19 protein-coding genes and 1 tRNA gene are annotated in these 20237 nt (G+C 54.6%); 16 read left to right on the top strand and 4 right to left on the bottom strand.

Features of this window, described 5'->3' with window-relative positions; genetic code table 11:
* Position 1 precedes the first annotated feature (1 nt).
* From ABDK75_RS03660 to ABDK75_RS03650, 3 genes are all read left to right on the top strand, one after another.
* A complete protein-coding gene (locus ABDK75_RS03660) occupies positions 2-2380 on the top strand; it encodes a DUF3772 domain-containing protein (RefSeq protein ID WP_346005009.1) in 2379 nt (792 codons plus the stop codon).
* Positions 2381-2466: 86 nt separating this feature from the next.
* Positions 2467-2949 (top strand): hypothetical protein, encoded by a 483-nt coding sequence (locus ABDK75_RS03655; protein ID WP_346005008.1) that lies wholly within the window; start codon positions 2467-2469, stop codon positions 2947-2949.
* 17 nt (positions 2950-2966) lie between these two features.
* The gene (locus ABDK75_RS03650; protein ID WP_346005007.1) at positions 2967-4424 is read left to right on the top strand and encodes a glycosyltransferase family 2 protein; all 1458 of its coding nucleotides are present in this window, start codon (positions 2967-2969) and stop codon (positions 4422-4424) included.
* A gap of 9 nt (positions 4425-4433) precedes the next feature.
* Here ABDK75_RS03650 and ABDK75_RS03645 read toward each other — a convergent pair whose 3' ends face one another.
* Genes ABDK75_RS03645 through ABDK75_RS03635 form a run of 3 tightly spaced genes read right to left on the bottom strand, consistent with a single transcriptional unit; the run spans position 4434 to position 7262 of the window.
* Positions 4434-5450: a zinc-binding alcohol dehydrogenase family protein gene (locus ABDK75_RS03645; RefSeq protein ID WP_086632838.1), complete on the bottom strand. Its 1017-nt coding sequence runs from the start codon at positions 5448-5450 to the stop codon at positions 4434-4436.
* Positions 5451-5469: 19 nt separating this feature from the next.
* Positions 5470-6654, bottom strand: coding sequence for a 5-demethoxyubiquinol-8 5-hydroxylase UbiM (ubiM, locus tag ABDK75_RS03640; RefSeq protein ID WP_346005006.1), 1185 nt, complete (start codon positions 6652-6654; stop codon positions 5470-5472).
* 5 nt (positions 6655-6659) lie between these two features.
* Positions 6660-7262 carry a nitroreductase gene (locus tag ABDK75_RS03635; protein ID WP_046901096.1) on the bottom strand — a complete coding sequence of 201 codons (603 nt, stop codon included), beginning with the start codon at positions 7260-7262 and terminating at the stop codon, positions 6660-6662.
* Positions 7263-7437: 175 nt separating this feature from the next.
* On the opposite strand from ABDK75_RS03635, the gene hisB reads away from it, so the two are divergent.
* From hisB to ABDK75_RS03595, 8 genes are all read left to right on the top strand, one after another.
* A complete protein-coding gene (gene hisB / locus ABDK75_RS03630) occupies positions 7438-8034 on the top strand; it encodes an imidazoleglycerol-phosphate dehydratase HisB (RefSeq protein WP_346005005.1) in 597 nt (198 codons plus the stop codon).
* Positions 8031-8423, top strand: a complete 393-nt coding sequence (locus ABDK75_RS03625) for a hypothetical protein (protein WP_346005004.1) — start codon at positions 8031-8033, stop codon at positions 8421-8423. The genes hisB and ABDK75_RS03625 overlap by 4 nt, the downstream gene beginning before the upstream one ends.
* Positions 8408-9046, top strand: a complete 639-nt coding sequence (gene hisH / locus ABDK75_RS03620) for an imidazole glycerol phosphate synthase subunit HisH (protein ID WP_211496722.1) — start codon at positions 8408-8410, stop codon at positions 9044-9046. The genes ABDK75_RS03625 and hisH overlap by 16 nt, the downstream gene beginning before the upstream one ends.
* Positions 9043-10389: a 1-(5-phosphoribosyl)-5-[(5-phosphoribosylamino)methylideneamino]imidazole-4-carboxamide isomerase gene (gene hisA / locus ABDK75_RS03615; protein WP_211496723.1), complete on the top strand. Its 1347-nt coding sequence runs from the start codon at positions 9043-9045 to the stop codon at positions 10387-10389. The genes hisH and hisA overlap by 4 nt, the downstream gene beginning before the upstream one ends.
* Complete coding sequence (hisF, locus tag ABDK75_RS03610; protein ID WP_346005003.1) at positions 10383-11144, top strand: imidazole glycerol phosphate synthase subunit HisF; 762 nt, start codon at positions 10383-10385, stop codon at positions 11142-11144. The genes hisA and hisF overlap by 7 nt, the downstream gene beginning before the upstream one ends.
* Before the next feature lie 4 nt (positions 11145-11148).
* A complete protein-coding gene (locus ABDK75_RS03605) occupies positions 11149-11523 on the top strand; it encodes a phosphoribosyl-ATP diphosphatase (protein ID WP_046901090.1) in 375 nt (124 codons plus the stop codon).
* Between the two features lie 11 nt (positions 11524-11534).
* Positions 11535-11900 (top strand): histidine triad nucleotide-binding protein, encoded by a 366-nt coding sequence (locus ABDK75_RS03600; RefSeq protein WP_346005002.1) that lies wholly within the window; start codon positions 11535-11537, stop codon positions 11898-11900.
* Between the two features lie 50 nt (positions 11901-11950).
* Positions 11951-12026, top strand: a tRNA-Glu gene (locus ABDK75_RS03595).
* Between the two features lie 512 nt (positions 12027-12538).
* On the opposite strand, the gene ABDK75_RS03590 is transcribed toward ABDK75_RS03595, so the two are convergent.
* Positions 12539-14914 carry a Hint domain-containing protein gene (locus ABDK75_RS03590; protein WP_346005001.1) on the bottom strand — a complete coding sequence of 792 codons (2376 nt, stop codon included), beginning with the start codon at positions 14912-14914 and terminating at the stop codon, positions 12539-12541.
* A gap of 854 nt (positions 14915-15768) precedes the next feature.
* On the opposite strand from ABDK75_RS03590, the gene ABDK75_RS03585 reads away from it, so the two are divergent.
* The 5 genes from ABDK75_RS03585 to ABDK75_RS03565 all read left to right on the top strand — a co-directional run bounded on the left by ABDK75_RS03585 (position 15769) and on the right by ABDK75_RS03565 (position 20232).
* The gene (locus ABDK75_RS03585) at positions 15769-16494 is read left to right on the top strand and encodes an IclR family transcriptional regulator (protein ID WP_046901088.1); all 726 of its coding nucleotides are present in this window, start codon (positions 15769-15771) and stop codon (positions 16492-16494) included.
* Positions 16495-16589: 95 nt separating this feature from the next.
* On the top strand, positions 16590-16988 hold the full coding sequence (locus ABDK75_RS03580) for a heme-binding protein (RefSeq protein ID WP_211496727.1): 399 nt from the start codon (positions 16590-16592) through the stop codon (positions 16986-16988).
* Positions 16989-17012: 24 nt separating this feature from the next.
* Positions 17013-18248 carry an MFS transporter gene (locus tag ABDK75_RS03575; RefSeq protein WP_346005000.1) on the top strand — a complete coding sequence of 412 codons (1236 nt, stop codon included), beginning with the start codon at positions 17013-17015 and terminating at the stop codon, positions 18246-18248.
* A gap of 58 nt (positions 18249-18306) precedes the next feature.
* Positions 18307-19092: an SDR family oxidoreductase gene (locus ABDK75_RS03570; RefSeq protein ID WP_346004999.1), complete on the top strand. Its 786-nt coding sequence runs from the start codon at positions 18307-18309 to the stop codon at positions 19090-19092.
* Positions 19093-19698: 606 nt separating this feature from the next.
* Entirely contained in the window at positions 19699-20232 is a 534-nt protein-coding gene (locus ABDK75_RS03565; RefSeq protein WP_346004998.1) for a sterol desaturase family protein, read from the top strand.
* The last annotated feature ends 5 nt before the right edge of the window (positions 20233-20237 follow it).

The raw sequence follows: 20237 nt of genomic DNA, 5'->3' as shown, positions 1-20237 counted from the left end.
CATGCAAGAGCCCCACCTCACAGGGCCGGAAACCCGCCGGCGAACCCGCTTTACGTGCAGAAGCGCTTTCCTTGCCCTGACGCTCTTGTGTGGCGTACCGATCACAGGCCATGCCGCCCCCGCTGCGGCCGCGCAGGCAGCAGCACCAACAACAACCCAGAAAGCCGTTGTGGACAAGAACGGCGGTCTGGGCTGGACAGCCGTATCGGATACGATCAACCGCCAGCTTGAAGACAGTTCAGCAACGCTGAAACAGATCCTCAATGTTCTTAACCGGACAGATGCCAATCTTGGCAGTACCGAGTTGGACAATCTGTCTGCGCGTGCTCAGCGTGTTCAGCAGAATACGCAGGACGCACTGACACAGATCCAGAACTACGACGACATCACGGACTCCTATCTTCAAATTCTTGGGCCCAAGGCCGCAGAGAACGAAGACCCGTCTGTCACGGAACAGCGTGCGCGACTGCAGCAGAACTCTCAGGGTGTGAAGTCCGCCCTGATGCGGTCCAAGCTTTACAATCTTCAGGCCAAGCAGCTCAATTCCGCCATCGCCACGCGTCGGACACGCCTGCAAAATGCCGCCCTATCCGAGCGGACAGTATCTCCGCTGGCTCCCAAATTCTGGCATGCCCTCCTGACAGAACGCCCGGAAAACAAGTCGTCGCTTCATGAAGACGGCGTACTGTCAGCATGGATGATGCTCCTGATCGGCACGGCGGGAACATTGTTCCTGATCGGGATTGCGTCTCCTGTTATTCTGCGTCTGTTAAAGCGTGCGGGGGCGAAATTCCGCTCATCCGCAGAAACCGGTGTGAAGGATGCACTGGCAAGCAGCATCATCGCCATCACGCTTAATGGTATTCTGTGTGCCCTTCTGGGAGGAATTACCTGGCTGATCTGGAGCGCTGCCGTACTCGACGCAGATGGCGGCCCGATCGCCGCCGTTCTGGGCGAGAGCCTTCCAATCTGTGGCTTTATCATTGGGGCCGGGCTTCCAGTCTTTGGACGAAAAGGTGTTCTGGAGGGTAACCCCAACGAACGCCGTGCCCTCCGTGGTGTGGACTGGATGCTGGCACTCAGCATTCTTGTCCTGAACCTTCTTCGCTCTTTCCGCGCTCAGGATGTCTTCGGCCCCACGCTTCAGACCGTCCTGGAAATGGCGTTCTCTCTGGCGATCGGCATCTGTGCAATCGATACCTTCCGCCGGTTGGGCAAGCAGGACGATACACGCCAGTTCGCACCCACCGCGCTGGGACTGTCTTCCCTGATTTTCGGCATCTCGCTCATCGCCGTGCTGCTGGGATATGTCTCCTTTGCATTCTCCCTGAACGGCTGGCTCCTGTCATTGGGAACGGGTCTGGCCGTCGTTGTGCTTCTGGGTCTGTGCTGGCGTAGCATTCTGGATCATCTTTTTGATCCAGAGGGCCGCTTTAGTGCACGTCTGCACCCGCTCGGCCTGTCCTCGCGCCGCCTCACGCAGATCGGTGTTCTGCTCTCCGGCATCGGGAACATTTTGCTGCTGCTGCTGCTCTTCTCGATCGCCCAGACCGACGGAAGCTTCAGCATGGGCGATATTGGCAGCCGCCTGCGCCTGCTGTTCGTCGGCAATACCGTCCATGGCGTAAAGATCTCGCTCGATACGGTCGTTCTCTGCGTCGTGCTGGTAAGCGTCGCTTACTACATCATTCGCCAGACAAAGCACTGGATCCGAGATCGTTTCCTGCCCACCACGCAACTTGATATCGGTGCACGGACATCCATCCTGAGCATTTTCACATACTGCTCGTGGATCCTGGTTGGCCTTGGCATTCTGTCCATTGCGGGACTGTCTGTTCAGAACCTCACCTGGGTGGTGAGTGCGCTGTCGGTGGGTATCGGTTTCGGCCTTCAGTCCATTGTACAGAACTTCGTCTCCGGCATGATCCTGATGGCAGAACGACCAGTCCGGGTCGGGGATATGGTGGAAATTGCGGGCGCCAAAGGTGACGTCAAGCGCATCAGCATCCGGGCTACGGACATTGGCCTTGGCGACGGTTCAACGCTGATTGTTCCGAACTCGCAGTTCATCACGTCCAGCGTCAAGAACTGTACCCTGTCCGGCTCAACAAGCGCTCTGACACTGAACTTCAAGGTGCCAACCACGACCGATCTGGAAAAAGCCAAATCTCTGCTCATTGAAGTGGCTGCCCAGCGCCCTGAAATTCTGTCCAATCCCGCGCCTGTGGTGCGGATCAGTGCGCTTGCAAGCTTTAGCCTTACTATGAGCCTGACCGTCCGGATCCTGTCCGCCCGGGACGCATCCGCCATACAAGATGCAATCCTGTTCGATGTTTTCCGCCGCTTCAATGCGGAAAATGTCACGCTCACAACTGCCTGATATTTCCGAGCGCCCCGTGGAAAACCTCGCTTTTCCACGGGGCGTCTTTTAAGGTGATGAGTGTCTGAACCGCAGGGACACAGACCATGCCGCCATCACATATTTCCGAACAGAACAGCTCCGGGCAGCTTTTCCATCTGCCCATTCGCGCACGTATGCTCGCCGTCAACGAAGCTGCGGCCTATCTGGGATTGTCACTGCGCCGTTTGAGACTGCTTTCCATGCTCGGAACAGGCCCAGAGCGCGGTCATATGCCGAATGGGAAGCCCGCGTACCGACGGGAAGACCTCGAGAACTATCTCGTTCACCTTTACGGTAAAGCTGATATTTCCAGCACCGAAATGGCGCGCCGCAGAGCAGAATACGCCAACCAGCGTAATTCCAGCCTTGAGCGCTTGCAGACAGATCCAAAGGCTACTCTTCCCCCACCGGACCCCTTCATGATGATGGCCACGAATGGGGAAGTATGCCAGCATATGGTGTTCTTCATCCTGAAGGTCATGGCCATTTTTGGCTTTATCCTTCTGTGCATTTCACCCACACCGCTCCTACGTACCCACTTCAACTGAGTCGAAATTAGCCCCGTATGAAAGTTGCCGTTATTGCCATCGTCCGCGATGAGGTCTCTGATATCCTCTGGTGGCTCGGCTGGTATGTCAGTCTTGGCGTAGATACCATCATCGTCTTTGATGACGGCTCAAAAGACGGTACGGATCGCATTGTTGCCGATGCGGCCTGTGTGCACGATATCCGGCTTTATCGCATCGAGAGTGCTGGCGGATCTCATATAGAACGACAGAAACAGGTCTACCTGGAAGCCCTGGAACACCTCAAAAACGAGTTTGACTGGGTTGGCTTTCTGGATGCTGATGAATATGTATTTTTCCCAAACCACAATACCATCCATCAGTTCCTAAGCGAGATGAACAATGATGTTGGGGCGGTGGGCATCAACTGGTGTAATTACGGTAGCTCAGGCCATGTTACGAAGCCCCTCGCTCCTGCCTTTCATGCCTTTACGCATCATTACAAGCCTGAGAACAATATAAACCGTCACATTAAGTCGTTCGTCCGGCCAGATTACTGGAACGGAAGATGGTTCAATGTCCACTATTTTGATGTTAGCCCGTATCGTTACGTAGACGACTCAGGGCGTGATATCGAGTGGTCTGACACGCCAGGCATCACGAAAAATAGCCCATGCTGGAAGAACTCAAAAATAATGCATTACCAGCTGAGAAGTATGGAGCATTACGTAGAACGTACAAAACGTCGAAAAGACCTTAACCTTAGTTTACGCAACTTTACTGAGGCAGATCATAACGAAATTTGTGATCCTACCCCGCATGATAGCACGAACAAGATACGTGAATGGGTACGCCGCGTCATACGACAAGGATATGCGCGTGTTCTTGATGCTCTACCCAGTTCAGACCAACTGACACCTCTTCCGCCGTCGGTACCGACACTGCATGTATTTTCAGTCTGGTCCCATGAAGGAAATTGTATCTGCGTCAGAGACACGAAACTGGAAATAGCGGACAAATCGCCAATAGTCCGGCCACTTCTTGCAATCAGGATCGGCGAAGCTACTTCCAGAGTTTTTCTCACTACTATCGGAGCAGATGGCAACCCGACATCAATCAACCCTGATGGTAATCCACACCTGCTCGATTTTTTATCTTACGATACGGTTTCCACAACCGAGCACCAATCTGTGGCGTTACGCCAGACAGCCAACAATTTTTTCCTGAGCGTAAATTCTGAAATTTTAGACGAGAGCGTTCCGTCAGACAGTCAGACTTTCAAAGACGCCGAGATCTTTCAGTTGCGGCCGTTTGAAAATACAGCTGTATCAGACGACATTTTGAACGGACCGACGCTGAGCTTCGCACGCGCCGCATTGTCTCAGCCTGTCTCTCTCGCAACCATAAGCGCTCTGGCCAAGAAAGATTTGCGCCTGACCGTTTCCGTCCTCCCCCTCCTGATGGACTTTCTAGAGGATGCAGAGCGCGAGATGCTGGAAGCTAAACTTCCAGCCTGACAGCAAATTTTAGTCCGGGAAGCCTGACAGCACGACTTTCCCAATTCCTTTGCCACTCTCCAGAATTTCATGCGCAAGGCGTAGATTTTCCAGTGTGATAGGGCCCAGGGTCTGGTGCAAAGTTGTCCGAAGCAATCCAGCATCAACCAGCGATGCAATCTGCCCGAGAATACGCCCTTGCACAGCCATGTCCGGCGTATTGAACGCTGGGCGTGCAAACATGTATTCCCAATGGACTGACAGTGATTTCCGCTTGAAGGGCATAATATCAAATTCGCCCGGATCATCGATCATCGCTAGCGCACCCTGCGGGGCCAGCGCGCGAACAATCGCATCCTTGTGCTGCCCGGTTGCCGTCAAACCGGCCACATATTGCACATGCGGCAGGCCGATCCGGGCGAGTTCCTGATCAAGCGGTCGACGGTGATCGATGACATGATGTGCACCCATGGATTTACACCATTCCACGGTCTCAGGCCGGGATGCAGTTGCAATGACCTTCAGGCCAGTCAAACGACGCGCGATCTGCGTGAGAATGGACCCGACGCCTCCAGCCCCGCCGACAATCAGAAGTGCATCCGGGCTTTCCATTTGCCCAGCCGTGAGGCCCAGACGGTCGAATAGCAACTCCCAAGCCGTTAAAGCAGTGAGAGGCAGAGCCGCAGCTTCAACATCCGTCAGGCTTTGCGGGGCACATGCAACAAGGCGCTCATCCACTGCCTGAAAGCGGGCATTACTGCCCTGCCTCAGATTACTGCCAGCGTAGAAGACACGATCACCCGCACGAAACCCGCGAACCTGGCCACCCGTTGCTACAACCCGACCCACGGCATCGTAACCCAGAACGCGCGCCTCTCCTTCTGGAGGAGCGACAGATCGGAGCTTTGTATCAACCGGGTTCACGGAAACAGCCGAAACTTCGACAACAACATCCCGCGGGCCCGGCTCGGGGGTCGGGATATTCAATTCCACGAGCGCATCTGTTTCTTCGATGCGGGTCGCACGGGTGTGTCCGAAGGCTTTCATCACGGGCTCCGCAGGGTACTCAGGAATTACGATCCATCAGCATGCTTGTCACAGCTGATTTGAAAGGAAGAAGGCGGTTGGCAACGGCCAGGCCCAACTTTCTGGCAGCCAGAAATGGCGTCTCGTCACGCGTATAAACTGTCGCGATCGCATTGGTTGCAGCAAACAGTGGCGCCGTCGCCATCCGATGCGTACGGGCGAACTTCGAGAGCACGATGGGTGCTCCCGCATCTCCAGGGCCATCAGCGATGGCACGCGCGAGCGTTTCCTGTCCTTTAAGACCAAGATTGAAGCCATGCGCCGTAATCGGATGCATCCCCACGGCAGCATCCCCGATCAAGGCAAAACGTGGCGCATGAAAGCGATGAGCATAGACCGCTTTCAAGGGATAGGAACACCGCGGGCTCTCCAACTCCATTGGACCCATACGTCCCTGCGTCCGCTCCGTGATCTCGGCGTTGAATGCGTCGGCGTCGAGCGTCTTCAGTCGCGCAATTTCATCGTTTTCCAAGGTTAGAACGAGCGAGGACGAAGCCCCTTCACGCCCGTCAGGAGCGATTGGCAAAAGGGCAATTGTCTGTCCCTCGTCAAACCACTGAAGCGCGGTATGAGCGTGACTTTCGGGATGATGCATCCGACAGACCAGAATGCTCCGGCCAAAATCATGAACGATTGCACCGATACCCGCATTGTCGCGCAATCGCGAGAAGCGTCCATCTGCTCCGACCAGAAGATCTGCAGTCAGTTCCGTACCATCTGTCAGTGTTACAGAAGCGGACTGCGCGTTATGTCGTGCCGTCTCAATCCCTTCCCCGGCGCGGATTTCGAGGCCAGGTGTCCGCTCTGCCACACGATACAGAGCCCGGCGAATCAGATGATTGGCAACAAGATATCCCAGTGCATCAGGGCCATCGGCTGGCGCATCGAACAAAAGCGGCGGACTGCCAGCCGTGCCGGTTTCAATACGCGCCGTGTGCATGGGGCAGATGGACGTTGCCGGGATCTCAGCCCAGGCTCCTGCATCTTTCAGCCAGTTCGCGGCATGATGCGTCAGAGCAATTTCTCGCCCGTCAAAAGGCGGATCAGCCAGAACAGATACTGGCGAGCGCTCAATGACACAGACCTTGCGGCCATCCCGGGCAAGAGAAATGCCACAAGCCAGACCAACCGGGCCGCCACCCGCAACAATCACATCATACCGCATTCTGTTCAGCCTGCGTCTGCATCGAATGTAATGGGCTCGCCTTTCCAGACTGCCATATAATTTTCGATGTCCGGGCGCTTACGACCCTCGACCGGCTTTTCCGGCGTTCCGACGAAGAGGAAACCTGCAAGACGATGCGGATCTTTTAATCCCAGCGATTCGAGAAGCGCCCGGTCTTCGCAGAAAGGTCCCGTGACCCAAACTCCGCCAAAGCCTTCGGCGTGCAAAGCGTTAAGAACATTCATCGCCCCAGCAGCCACGGACATTTCCTGCTCGATGACCGGGATCTTGCCATCAGGAACAATATGCATCCCCAGAGCGATAATCATGGGCATGTTGGAGAAACGATCCCGTCGCTTTTCCTTCTTGGCAGATGGAGCATCAGGCTCCTGCCGTTCCATGGCGTCCAGCACCACCTGGGCAAAGGCCTCCCGATGCTTTCCTTTGATGACCGTGTAGCGCCACGGTCGCATCCGGCCATGATCCGGCGCTCGCAAACCTGCAGACAGGATATTGCGAAGCTGCTCGCCCTTGGGGGTCGGCTCAACGAGGTTATCGGTCGAGGCGCGGGAGAGAAGGAAGTCGAGGGAGGAGTGATGATGTGCCATGGTTCAGATATGGCGCGATCAGCCTCATCCGCCAAGGGGGCGACAGAGTCTCGCCCAAACTCTTGAAGACAGGTGACAGTCTTCCCGTTCTGCGGCACTCTAGGACCCTTCTTTTTCATCCTTTATCTCAGGGACAGCGTGGAAATAACCCTCCCGCTGGTGTAGCAGAACCACCATGACCGAACCCCGTCACGCCCGTCTGCACCGCGCGACAAGCGAAACCGATATCACCCTTGCCCTGTCTCTTGATGGGCAGGGACGCTCAACCGTGGACAGTGGCATCGGCTTTTTCGACCATATGCTGACGGCACTTGCCAAACATGGCGGCTTCGATCTGGAATTGCTCGCCAAGGGTGATCTGCACATTGACGGGCACCATACGGTCGAAGATGTTGGCATCGTGTTTGGGCAGGCTTTCCGTCAGGCGATCGGGGACAAGCGCGGCATCGAGCGCTTCGGTCATGCAATGGTGCCGCTGGACGAAGCCCTGTGCGAAGCCGTGGTGGATATTTCCGGCCGCCCCTATCTGGCATGGAACGTGGTTTTCCCACGCGAGAAGATCGGCACGATGGATACCGAGCTTTTTGAAGAATTTTTCCGTGCTTTTGCAATGTCTGCGCACATCGCGCTGCACCTGACCTGCAAGGCAGGAACAAACGCCCACCATATTGCGGAAAGCGGCTTCAAAGCGGTGGCCCGGGCCCTACGCGTTGCCGTCTCGATGGACCCCCGTGCGGCGGGCGCCATTCCCTCCACCAAAGGCGTCCTGTGAAGCTTTTCACGCCCTGTACGGACCCCGCCTCATCGCGGCCGCTGGGTTTGCCTGTCATGGTGCAGAACGGCTTTTCCTGGCGTGTCATGTTTTTTGGATGGCTGGGCCTTCTCACTTATGGCGCCTGGATCTCCGGACTTCTTGCCGCGGCCGTGTCCATCCTGCTGCATGTCTTTATTGCTTCACGCTGGGACGTTGCGATCATCGTAGGCATTCACGCTGTCCTTGCCACGTTCACGGCAGAAATCCGTCTGTGGGAAATGCGCCTCAATGGCCGCCAGATGGGCCTGCCAATTCCTGCCCCAAGCAAGGACATTGCGCTGATCCGCTGGGCGGACCGGCACACATCACCTGTTAGCCCCCCGGAGTTCCCATGCGCGTCGTCGTAATTGACTATAATGGTGGCAATCTTGCATCGGCCGCTCAGGCCGCCAAAAAGGCCGCGGCATTGCGGGGACTTGACGCAGACGTCACCATTACGCGCGATGCGGAAGCCATCCTGAATGCCGATCGCCTGATCCTGCCGGGTCAGGGCGCATTTGCCGATTGTGCCGCAGGCCTTGGGCCGGATCTTCGCAATACTCTTGAGACTGCAACGGCTAAAGGCACGCCTTTCCTTGGCATCTGTGTGGGCATGCAGCTCATGAGCGAATATGGCCTGGAGCATGGCCGTACCGAGGGACTGGGCTGGATTTCAGGCAATATCCGTCGCATGGATGAAGCCGCCAATGCAGGTCTGCGCCTGCCCCACATGGGCTGGAACACGCTTGATTTCAAACCGGGCGCACATTTGCTGACGCAGGGCCTGGAGCCCGGAATGCACGGCTATTTTGTTCATTCCTATGCCTTGCATGACGGGCATGAGGACGAACTGGTGGCGACCGCACAGTACGGAAATTCGGTCCCCGCCATCGTTGCGCGCGGTAACCGGTGTGGAACACAGTTTCACGTCGAGAAAAGCCAGACTGTTGGCCTGACCATCATGGGCAACTTTCTGAGGTGGACGTCATGACCGTTGTTTGCGAACGGGTCGTTTCATCCCTCTCCCCCGATGACATGGAAGCGCTCTGCGAAGCGGTAACGGCGGGCATTCTGGATGGCGGCGGTTTCGGCTGGCTTCAGCCGCCCGGAAATCAGGCTCTGGAGCGTTATTTCGAAGGCCTGCTTCTGGTGCAGGAACGCAGCCTGTATGTGCTGCGCGAAGACGGCATCATTTGCGGTGCGGGACAGCTTGTGCGTCCGCCTTCCAGCTACGAAGCTCATGCCGCCACAGTCAATCTGACAGGCTTCTTCGTTGCACCCTACGCCCGAGGGCGAGGGTTGGGGCGCGCTTTAATTCAGGCCATGATCCAGGGCGCAAAAGCCATGGGTAGCAAAGTTATCAACTGCGACGTGCGTGAAACGCATGCTGCTGCCATCGGGCTGTTCCGGTCGCTCGGTTTTGAGCACTGGGGCACCCATCCCTATTATGCACGGATCGGAGGCCAGACGGTGCGCGGACTTTTCTTCTCCAAACTACTCGCCGGTGAACATGAAGCGGCCCGCTGGCAGTCCAGCATTGCTGCACCGGATGCCGGCGGCGCGCCTGTTTCCTCCGAGACCACCAAAAGCCATCAGGGCCTGATGCTCTACCCCGCCATCGACCTGAAAGACGGCGCCTGCGTTCGGCTTCGCCGTGGCGAGATGGAAGATGCCACTCACTATTCCGACGACCCTGCGGCACAGGCCAAGCTGTTTGAAGAAGCAGGCTGCCGCCATCTGCACGTCGTTGACCTCAATGGTGCTTTCGCTGGCAAATCAACGAATGTGCCAGCCATTGAATCCATCGTGAAAGCTACTGGCCTGCCGGTGCAACTTGGTGGCGGCATCCGCGATATGGCCGCCATTGAGCGCTGGCTGGAAGCAGGCGTTTCTCGCATCATCCTCGGTTCCGTGGCGGTAAAAGACCCGGAACTGGTTCGACAGGCTGCACGCGCCTTCCCGGGCCAGATTGTTGCTGGGATTGACGCCCGCCAAGGCCGCGTTGCAACAGAAGGCTGGGCAGAAGTTTCGGAACTTGAAGCCAACGATCTAGCACTCCGTATGGAAGATGCAGGCGTTGCAGCCATCATCTTCACCGAAATCACCCGCGATGGGATGCTGGCCGGGCTTGATCTCGAACAGACGGCGGACATGGCACGCCGCCTCTCCATTCCTGTCATTGCGAGCGGTGGCGTCGGCACCCTCGACCATCTTCGGGACCTGCGCACTATTGCCCGCGATGTACCGGGCATTTCCGGCGCCATCGTCGGCCGGGCGCTGTATGATGGGCGCATCTCTCTCAAGGACGCCCTGGACGTACTCGGTTCATGCTGAAACTCCGCGTCATTCCCTGCCTTGACGTCAAGGACGGCCGCGTCGTCAAAGGTGTGAATTTCGTCTCCCTGCGTGATGCAGGTGACCCGGTAGAGCAAGCCAAGCTTTACGATGCTGCCGGTGCTGATGAGCTGACTTTTTTGGACATCACGGCCAGCGTCGAAAACCGCGATACCATTCTGGATGTCGTCCGCCGCACGGCTGAAGCCATCTGCCTTCCCCTGACGGTCGGCGGTGGTGTTCGTACCTGTGAGGATATGCGGCGCCTGCTTCTGGCTGGCGCTGACAAATGCGCCGTGAATTCGGCGGCGATCACACGCCCGGAACTGATCCGCGAAGCCTCTCAACGCTTTGGCAGCCAGTGCGTGGTCGTGGCGATTGATGCGCGATCGAATGGACGCGGCGGCTGGGAAGTCTATGCCAAGGGCGGCCGCGAACCTACTGGGCTGGACGCGGTGGAATGGGCCAAAAAGATGCATGATCTGGGCGCAGGAGAAATCCTGCTCACCAGCATGGACCGTGATGGCACGAAGTCCGGTTTCGATCTGGATCTGCTCAGAGCGGTCTGTGGTACAGTGACCATCCCTGTTGTTGCATCCGGCGGCGTTGGCGAATTGCATCACTTTGTTGAAGGCGCGCAGGTTGGCGCGAGTGGTCTTTTAGCCGCCAGCGTCTTCCATTTCGGACAGTTCCACGTTGGGGACGTCAAACAGGCACTGAACGAGGCCGGCCTTCCGGTCAGACTTGGAGAATAAGGCAATGGCAAAAGCAGCAAAGCCGGAAGAGCGCAAAACGACACCGGCCAGAGAGCACGTGCTGGAGCGCTTGTTCGAAACCGTTCAGTCCCGTCGCGGCACAGACCCGACGCTGAGCCATTCAGCCCGTCTGATGGCCCGTGGTCGCAACAAGATCGCCCAGAAATTTGGCGAAGAAGCTGTTGAATGCTTGATTGAAGCCGTCAACGGCAACCGCAAGGAACTCGTCGGAGAGAGCGCTGACGTTCTTTATCATCTCATCGTCATGTGGGTGGACGCAGGCGTCTCCCCTGACGATGTGTGGGCTGAACTGAAGCGTCGCGAAGGCACGAGCGGGATTGCCGAAAAAGCATCGCGCCCCAAGGAAAAGCTTGGTTAAGGGACAAAGCCATGACGTACGATCACAGTAATATCTTTGCGCGTATCCTCCGTAAGGAGATCCCCTCCCGCACGGTTTACGAAGACGACTACGCGCTGGCCTTTTACGACATCGCCCCGCAGGCACCTATCCATGTGCTGGTCATCCCCAAAGGGCCATATGTCTCCATTGCGGACTTCAGTGCGACAGCGTCCGCCGATGAAATTACTGGCTTCTGGAGAGCGGTCGCAAAAGTGGCTGAAGCAGAGGATCTGACGAAAGACGGTTTTCGCCTTATCAGCAACTCCGGCGCCAATTCAGGCCAAGAAGTTCCTCACTTCCACGTCCACCTTTTTGGCGGCGCGGCACTAGGTCCTTTGCTTTCGCAAAAACTGTAAAATAGTACTTGCAAACCCAGAGGGCCTCTTCTATTAACGCCCTCGCTCTGGTCCCATTCGTCTAGAGGCCTAGGACACTGCCCTCTCACGGCGGCAACAGGGGTTCGAATCCCCTATGGGACACCATCTAATTTATCGCAGTTTTCTGCGGACTTTAGTGGTAATTGGATAATATCCTGACTTTCCATATATTGGATTTTGAGCCATTCCTGAGCCAATCAGGAAAATATGGCTCTCTGCTGTCAGAAGCATCGGCTCAGCCGAAACAGCACGGCTTCAGCTAAAACATCTATCAAGAATTCGGCATCACATTATCTGAGTGAATGCGAAGCAAACTCCGATACAATACTCACGAATCTATACTCGCGCCTTAATGAATGACCAGCATAGAAAAAATTTTGGCAAAGAAGACGAAACGAAAATGGAGAAGCATTCGGTAGACCGAATAATCACTCGTGCAGCAAAAATGAATGATACGGTTTAGAACAGAATGCCAAATTCACACATTAATGAAAATATGCAGACATCGCTTTGCTCAGGGATAGTACAGGTGCGCCTATTTTAAATTTTTACTTGCACTGACAAACGTCTGACGTGATGGGGAGGCAACCACCTCCCCATCATCATTTAATAGCGTGTTATCCGACCTGACGCAGATCAGAGCGCACAGTGTGATCTTCCTCAAGGTATGGTCCGCCGGACACAACCTGAATGGAGAGAATGCTTGGCTCTCTGCTAACGATATCTCCGCTCTGCAGCGACAGGGCTGCATCCCCATCTGTCCAGCGGTATCTGGAAGATTCCAGCTCGTGCCATCCTGACAGGTGAGACAGGGAAAGATGCGCTGTCAGACTGATTGTCTGACGCGAAGCAAAGAGTGAAACGTCCCCGACAAGAACACCCAGGTCACGACGATCATCTACGAACGGTCCGATCGTGTCACTCGGACGGCTTGTCCGCGAAACCAGACGAACAGTTGCGACATTCGCAGGGATCATGAATGTGACCCGATCGTTCGCCTGACGCAGCGGACGGATAATCTGCCCAAAGTTTGTCACCAGGTGCAGATCTGGATCCGTCGTCAGCTCGGGCTGAGGCACAGCACTTGCAGCACGTGCGGCAATCGCGGCATGGATCGGCTCGACAAACGCCCGGGACGTCTCCAGCGGCAGTGTTTCCGAACCGCCAGCCTTTGAGCCGCCAAAGATTGCGGTCACTGTGTGGTTGTCGAACTGGCTGCGGTTACCTGTATCGAGATAGCTCTCGGTCAGTGCCTTTTCAGCCCAGACTGCTTCATGGCTCTCCAGCTCCACATGGTAATAGGTGTAGCTGTTGATCGTGCGATCAATCAGGATCGAGACACCGTTAACCAGCATACGGGCGGGAACAAGCTTGCCCTCAAAGACCATGCAGTGTTCCTGCGTGACCAGCAGATCACGGGACGGAACGCCATCGGCGAGAGCGCCCTCGCGGATGCGGACGAGCCAGTTTTCTTCTGGCACACGCTGGTCGGCGACCGTGATGGAGCGATGACCCAGCCATTTGACGGGCATGGCGCCTTTGGGTGTCATGACCAGCGTACCCGGTACAAGGGTCTCGACAGTTGCTTCGCCGTCCGGCGTCGTGAGCGAGGTACCTTCTGCAAAGCACGTCGTGTAAATCAGGCCACCATTACTGTCAGACGACAGGGTGTAACCGTAGCTGCTGGCGCCCGGTACATTGAGCGAGTATGTGCCGCCGGTCGTATAAAACGTGATGCCACTTGCAGTCGTGCTGACACTGGTAACACTGGCCTGCGGAATGGAGGCAAGATCGATCGTGTCCTTGGGAGACCAGCCAGAAATTGTATTCGTTGGCATGGAGGTGCCGCTGACAACCAAACGCGCACCATCACCAGAGAGCAGGATGCTATTGCTGCCAACAGTGCCGTTGACAACCAGAGTACCGCCCGAAGAGACAACTGCCTGCCCTGCAATCGTACCGCCGGAGGCAACAGCTACAGTACCGCCATTCTGAACTGTGGGCGTGGAGATCGCGGCACCGCTCAGAACATTAAAGGTAACGTTATTAGAAACGGTCCAGGTTCTGGTATCTTTAAATCCAGATTCCAGATTAACAACGCCTCCATTTGACGTGAAGGTTGTGTTGTTGGTTCCGCTGGTTACTGTGTAAACATTCAGCGTTCCGCCATCAACTACCGTGCTGGATACAACGCCACCCTGAACATTTATCGTACCACCGGAAGAAATACGCGATCCAGACAGAACGGCGCCCGAATTAACGGTAATTGTGTTTCCGCTGGTAGCGTAATTTCCACTGGTAGCCGTAAAGGTTACACCAGACTCCAGAATGAAGTTACCGCCAGTACCAACAATAGTCGTATTTGACGTGTTATTCGTATAAAGATCCAGCGTTCCACCACTAATGATCAGATTTCTTCCTGCACTTGTATTTGCAAGAAGAGTTGCAGAGGCGCCACTTCCGATTGTTTGATTAGCTACTACTGCCCCCGAAGACGTAATTTCTGTCGTGCCAGCTCCGGAGAGAAGCCCGCCAGAAATAGTGGCAGCATTCTTGATCGTGCCCGTCAGGAGGGTAGCTGCGTCCGCGATAACAGATGCGCCAGTAGTGATCGTTCCACCACTAATAGTTACGCCGGAAGTAGCACTCAGTACACCACCGCTGAAAGCATAGGGGGAGAGTATGGTCGAACCACTCTGGGCATCAACAGTCCCGCCGCCAGCAATGAAAGGATTATCGGCTGTTCCGCCAACATAAACATGCCGGATACCACCACTTTGAATAACCCCCTGATAAGAAGAGCCACCGCTAGAGATATAATCCTGACCTGCGCTACCGACTACGCCGTTACGGACAATGCCACCGAAGCCAACATACCGTTGCCCTCCGTTGGTTTGATCCTGCGTGACACCGCCGGATGAGACAACCTCCACATCCCCATACACGAGAGCATTCGAGACCACTTGCCCAGAAGAAACTATATAAGTCGCCATTGCGTGTGCATCCTCAATCATCAGTCACTGAGCGGAATGTGAAAGGGTTCACGCCCTGGCCAAGTGAACTGTCCTCACTGCAATTACCCGTCAGTTTTATGGGAGCAGCGGCGGTGAGAGGAAAATGTAAACACTGCGGAAACATGAGTTCAAGCTTTTTCCAGCGGAGATAATAGGCGGAATTTTAATGTTTTATTTACGAATGAGGGACGGAACCAATCCGCAAAAAAGAAGAATTAAAAAACCTTTGGAATAATCACGATTTTTTATGTCCGCCCACTTCAGGGTCAAAAATACGCCTAATGTCCACCTAAGAAATATTGAACCAAAAATAAGAAGATTTTTTTCTTATCTTCACCACCATTCTCTGGATTCGAATTCGTTTTGTACGATTCTTGATTTAACTCATTTGAGAAACAAGGTCCGAAATGGCACTTTCCTCTTTTCTCGGAATTCCAATTCTTTAATTCCTCGTCCTCTCTATCGATGACGTTAAAGGCATACTGGACGTGCATGAATGGATCGCAAATCCATATTTGAAGCTTGTCTGCTTGCCAGTTGGGGAGCCGTGAGCGACAAGTGATGACTTTGCAGAAACGTCCCGCTCTGGATTTTGAACTAGAGCAAAGGTTGCACTCTTATGAACAGCGATCCTGCAACACTACCGATTTCAACCAATAGAAATCAGCACATTCTATAGACAATATTTCCGAACCGGTCCGGGAATTTAATCAATCAATTACTGCAACGCACGTGAATATTTCTGCCGCTGACTGCTAATAGTCAGACACATACAAGTCGGATTTTTAAGGGCTGCCCTTTACGTGCAGGGTAATAGAAGGTGAAACCGCTTAATGGGAAAGTCACCAAAGCTTATTCAGTCTATCGAGCGGTCTGCCGCCCTGCTCGAAATCATTGCGCAACAGGGCGGAGGCGCAAGGCTAAAAGACCTCGCGACAATTTCCGGTCTTGGGAAAACGACCGCCCACAATATTCTGCAAACCCTTGAATATCTGGGCTATGTCCACCGCCGTCCGGGAGACATGCGTTACCATTTAGGTGGCCGCATTCTGAATTTGGCCCGGATTGTAGGAGATGATCACCTTCTGCGAGATAGAATACGTCCCGTGCTTGAGATCATTGCGCAAGAAAGCCACGCAACTGTTTACCTCGGTGTCCCAAGTGGCGATGAAACGGCTTATCTCGACATTGTGGACCTGGAAGAGCCAAATATCGCTGCCTCTCGCCTGATGAGCAGGGAAAAACTCGAAGGATCAGCTGTGGGTCTCGTGTTCCTCGCATTTGTTCCGGGTCTAGGGCAACGCGTCCTGACCACGCGATCCAATGCGCTCAATGATGCGACACTGGCAGAGATCGAGAATGTCCGGATCAAAGGGTATGCGCTTGATCTAGAAGCCTATCATCCAGGCATAAACGCAGTTGCCATTCCCCTGAGAGAAAGCGGCGAAGTCCGGGCCAGCATAGCTGTTGCCGGCCCAGCGCAGAACTTCCCACGCCATCGCTTAATCCGCTTGGCATGGATCATGATGAAGCATGTGGAACGCGCAAATATCCAATAATGCTGAACTCGTGCCGTTTGAAGAAAGATAGCGTTCCCTTATTCATCGGGGACTGACGCAGTAACTTTTTCTTCAGAAAGACAGGTTCTCTCCCCATGAAAATGTCCTTTGCACAGACCATGCTTCAGGCTGCGGTCCAGGAAGCCGAAAGGCTCAACCTGAAAGTCTGCATCTCCATCGTGGATATGGCAGCGTGGCCCATGGCTTTCTTACGCATGGACGGGACGCCACTTGGCTCGATTGATGTCAGTCAAAAAAAGGCAAGAACTGCCGTCCTGTTCCAGATGGACAGCGCCGACTTCGCCAAAATCGCGCATCCAGACGGGCAGGCATATTCGCTCGAAAATACGAATGGCGGCCTGACAAGCTTTGGCGGCGGGATCGTCCTGAAGTCTGCTGACGGTACGGTGATTGGAGGCATCGGCGTATCTGGTGCCAGCTCTGAAGACGATATTGCTATTGCTCGTGTTGCCTCAAAAGCCCTGACATCCTGAAGACCATCAACACTGGATCACTCCATGCCCTCAGAGACACTGCATCCTGAAGGAAGCGCGCCTCTGGTTGCGCCTCCTCATGGTAGAACTGCCGCCCTCCTTCTCCTGACTTTCGGGACGTTCGTAGTCGGGACAGGCGAATTCGCCATTATGGGCATGCTGCCCGAGTTCGCAGCATCTCTCGGCCTCACACCCGCAGATGCTGGTCATGCGATTACGGCCTATGCGCTCGGTGTCGTCGTTGGCGCCCCGCTTATCACTATCCTTGGAGCACGCCTCTCTCGCCGGGAACTGATGCTCGTTCTCCTGCTGCTATTCTGTTTTGGAAACGCCCTGAGCGTCGCCATGCCCACCCCCGGCCTGATTGAAGTGGCGCGCTTCATCACAGGGCTCCCGCATGGCGCATTATTCGGCATATCTGCGCTCATCGCGGCCTCTATGGTCGAGCGCTCGCATAGAGGCTGGGCTGTCGGCCGTGTGCTGTCCGGCATTGCGATATCAACCCTGATTGGCGCACCATTTTCCACGTTTGCCGCCAATCATTTCGGCTGGCGCATTGCCTATCTCATTATTGGAAGTCTGGGCTTCGTCATATTCCTGGGTGTTTTGCGCTATATTCCAGCCGACGTACCGAACCGGAAAAATTCCCCTCTGCGAGAAGTAAAAGCCCTCGGAAATACGCAGGTTCTGCTAACGCTTCTGACCGCGGCGATCGGCTTTGGGGGAATGTTTGCAATCTACACGTATCTGACGAGCGTCGTGCAAAACGTCACGCATGTGCCCGAATGGGAGGTCATGCTTTACATGGTCATCTGGGGATGCGGCATGTTGGCCGGAACCAACGTTGGCGCATGGATTGTTGATCGAAACATCAATCTTGCCATTATCCTGGCCCTGTCAGGCAGCATTTTCGTGATGCTTCTGTTCCCTTACGTCATGCACAATCCACTTGGCCTGATGGCAGATGTTTTCTTTATCCCAGCCTTTGTGAATGCTCTTGGTCCAGCCCTGCAAACGCGCCTTATGGACTTTGCAGAAGACGCACAAACACTTGCTGCGTCCCTTAACCATTCGGCTTTCAATATTGCCAACGCTCTGGGCGCCTCTCTTGGGAGTGTGCTTCTGGGGCGGCAGCTTGGTTATGGCTCACTTGGTATCGGAAGCGCACTGCTCTCGGCAGGCGGTCTGGCAGTGTATTTCATCGCGCTTGCAGCTTTGAAACGCAGCGGTCTCAGGGAGGTCCGTGGTTCCATAGATTAAGCCAGCGAATTTTTCAGCACTCTCTCAAATTAAACAAAACAATAGATGCGAGGTCACCATGGATCTGAACCTTAAAGGTAAAACCGCTCTGATTACTGGCTCAACGTCCGGGATCGGACTGGCCATTGCCAAGCGTTTCGTGGCGGAGGGCGTCAATGTCGTCATTTGCGGTCGAAGCCAGTCAAAGCTGGATGCAGCCACGGCAGAATTGAATGCACCAACGCAGGTTCGTGCCGTTCAGGCTGATGCCGGAACACAGGCCGGAGTTGCAGCTTTGGTTGAAGCCGTCCCCTCCGTTGATATCCTGATCAACAACCTTGGCATTTTTGAACCCAAAGCTTTTGCCGATATCGCGGACGAAGAATGGAGCCATATCTTCGAAGTCAATATCATGAGTGGCGTCCGGCTTTCCCGGCACTATTTCCCAAACATGATTGCGCAGAACTGGGGACGCATCATCTTTGTCTCCAGCGAATGCGGCGTCGTGACACCGGGAGACACCATTCACTATGCCATGACCAAGACAGCGCAGCTTGCTGTATCACGCGGCCTGGCTGAAGAAACCAAGGGAACCGGCGTTACCGTCAATTGCGTTCTTCCGGGCCCAACAAAATCCGAAGGCAGTACGGCCTTCATCAAGGCGGCTGTTACGAACAAGGACGCGTCAGAAGAAGAGCGGGAAGCAGAATTCTTCAAAACAATGCGCCCCCTTTCCCTTCTCCAGCGCCTCATCCATCCGGAGGAAATTGCAGCTCAGATTGCGTTGCTTTCAAGCCCATTCGGCGCCGTTACCAATGGTGCTGCGATCAGGTGCGAAGGCGGCATTGTCCCGACGATCTTGTAATCTTCAAAAGGGCAACCGATTACTTCAGCGACAATGTTTGCCGTTGATGGATGTCCTGCGCGCTTCGGCCGCAGGAACTTCATTTGGCCAAAATTATAGATCGCTAAAAAAGCCATATTTCCATACGACAAGCAGCCCCATGCTCATCGTAACCTCAGAATGATGAACAGATTTGACGCTCCAGGTGAACTCGCTCCAATGGCAGCGTCAGAGCAATGATCACATGCGGGATGTATCGAGAAACTACGTCTTGCGACCTGAAATTTGAAAAAAACCTTCGTAAATTTCTGACGTTTTACGAAATCTGAAGATGTGTTCGTTCAAACAAACCACTTCTTCAGAAATGTTTGGAACCAAGTTGAGTGGTCTGACTAGTTTGAAAGCCTTCGTTAACCTGCTGAGCTGGTGCAGGAAGGGCACATCCTTCAGTTTGAAGCTCAAACATTACTATGCGTGTCTTGAGAACATCGATATGATCGCATGGATCAACGCGTTCTGTTTTCCGAAAAAAGAGGGAATTCAGCACAGACAACAAAGGTTTCAGGGGAATTCTGCCGAGTGTCATTGAGGCTTTTCAGAAATGACTGGCTGGAACGGCTTACATATATGCCGTTGTCAGTTTTCATCCCGGTCTGGGTCGTCATATTTTCCCTTGTCTGTCTGGACTGTATGCCGATGGCGGTGGCTCCATTTGTAGCCCTGTTCCTTATGGGCCTCATCTTCTGGTCTTTTTTTGAATACCTGGGTCATCGTTTCCTTTTCCACCTCGATCTCTCGCACGAGCTTGGCAAGCGATTTATCTTCCTGATCCACGGCAATCATCATGACGAGCCCGGAGAGAAGCTCCGCAACATGATGCCCCTGTCCGTCAGCCTTCCCCTTGCAGGCTTGCTCTGGGCTTTGGCGCATTTTTTAGGGGGCCATAACGGCACCACATTTTTCCTCGGCTTTCTCGCGGGCTATATTGTCTACGATCTTGTTCACTACGCCTGTCATCAGTATCGACCAAAGCGGGGCATTCTTCGCAAACTGCGTCGTCACCACCTCATTCATCATTACGCTGCGCCAGAAAAAAATTTCGCGGTAAGCAACGATGTCTGGGATCGGATTTTCCACACCAAGACCGGGCGCTCTCCCTGATACCA

Origin of the sequence: Gluconobacter sp. OJA (assembly GCF_039638325.1) — a bacterium.
Taxonomy (GTDB): domain Bacteria; phylum Pseudomonadota; class Alphaproteobacteria; order Acetobacterales; family Acetobacteraceae; genus Gluconobacter; species Gluconobacter cerinus.
Note: the sequence above shows the minus strand (reverse complement) of the source record. Positions and strands in the feature narration are given on the sequence as shown.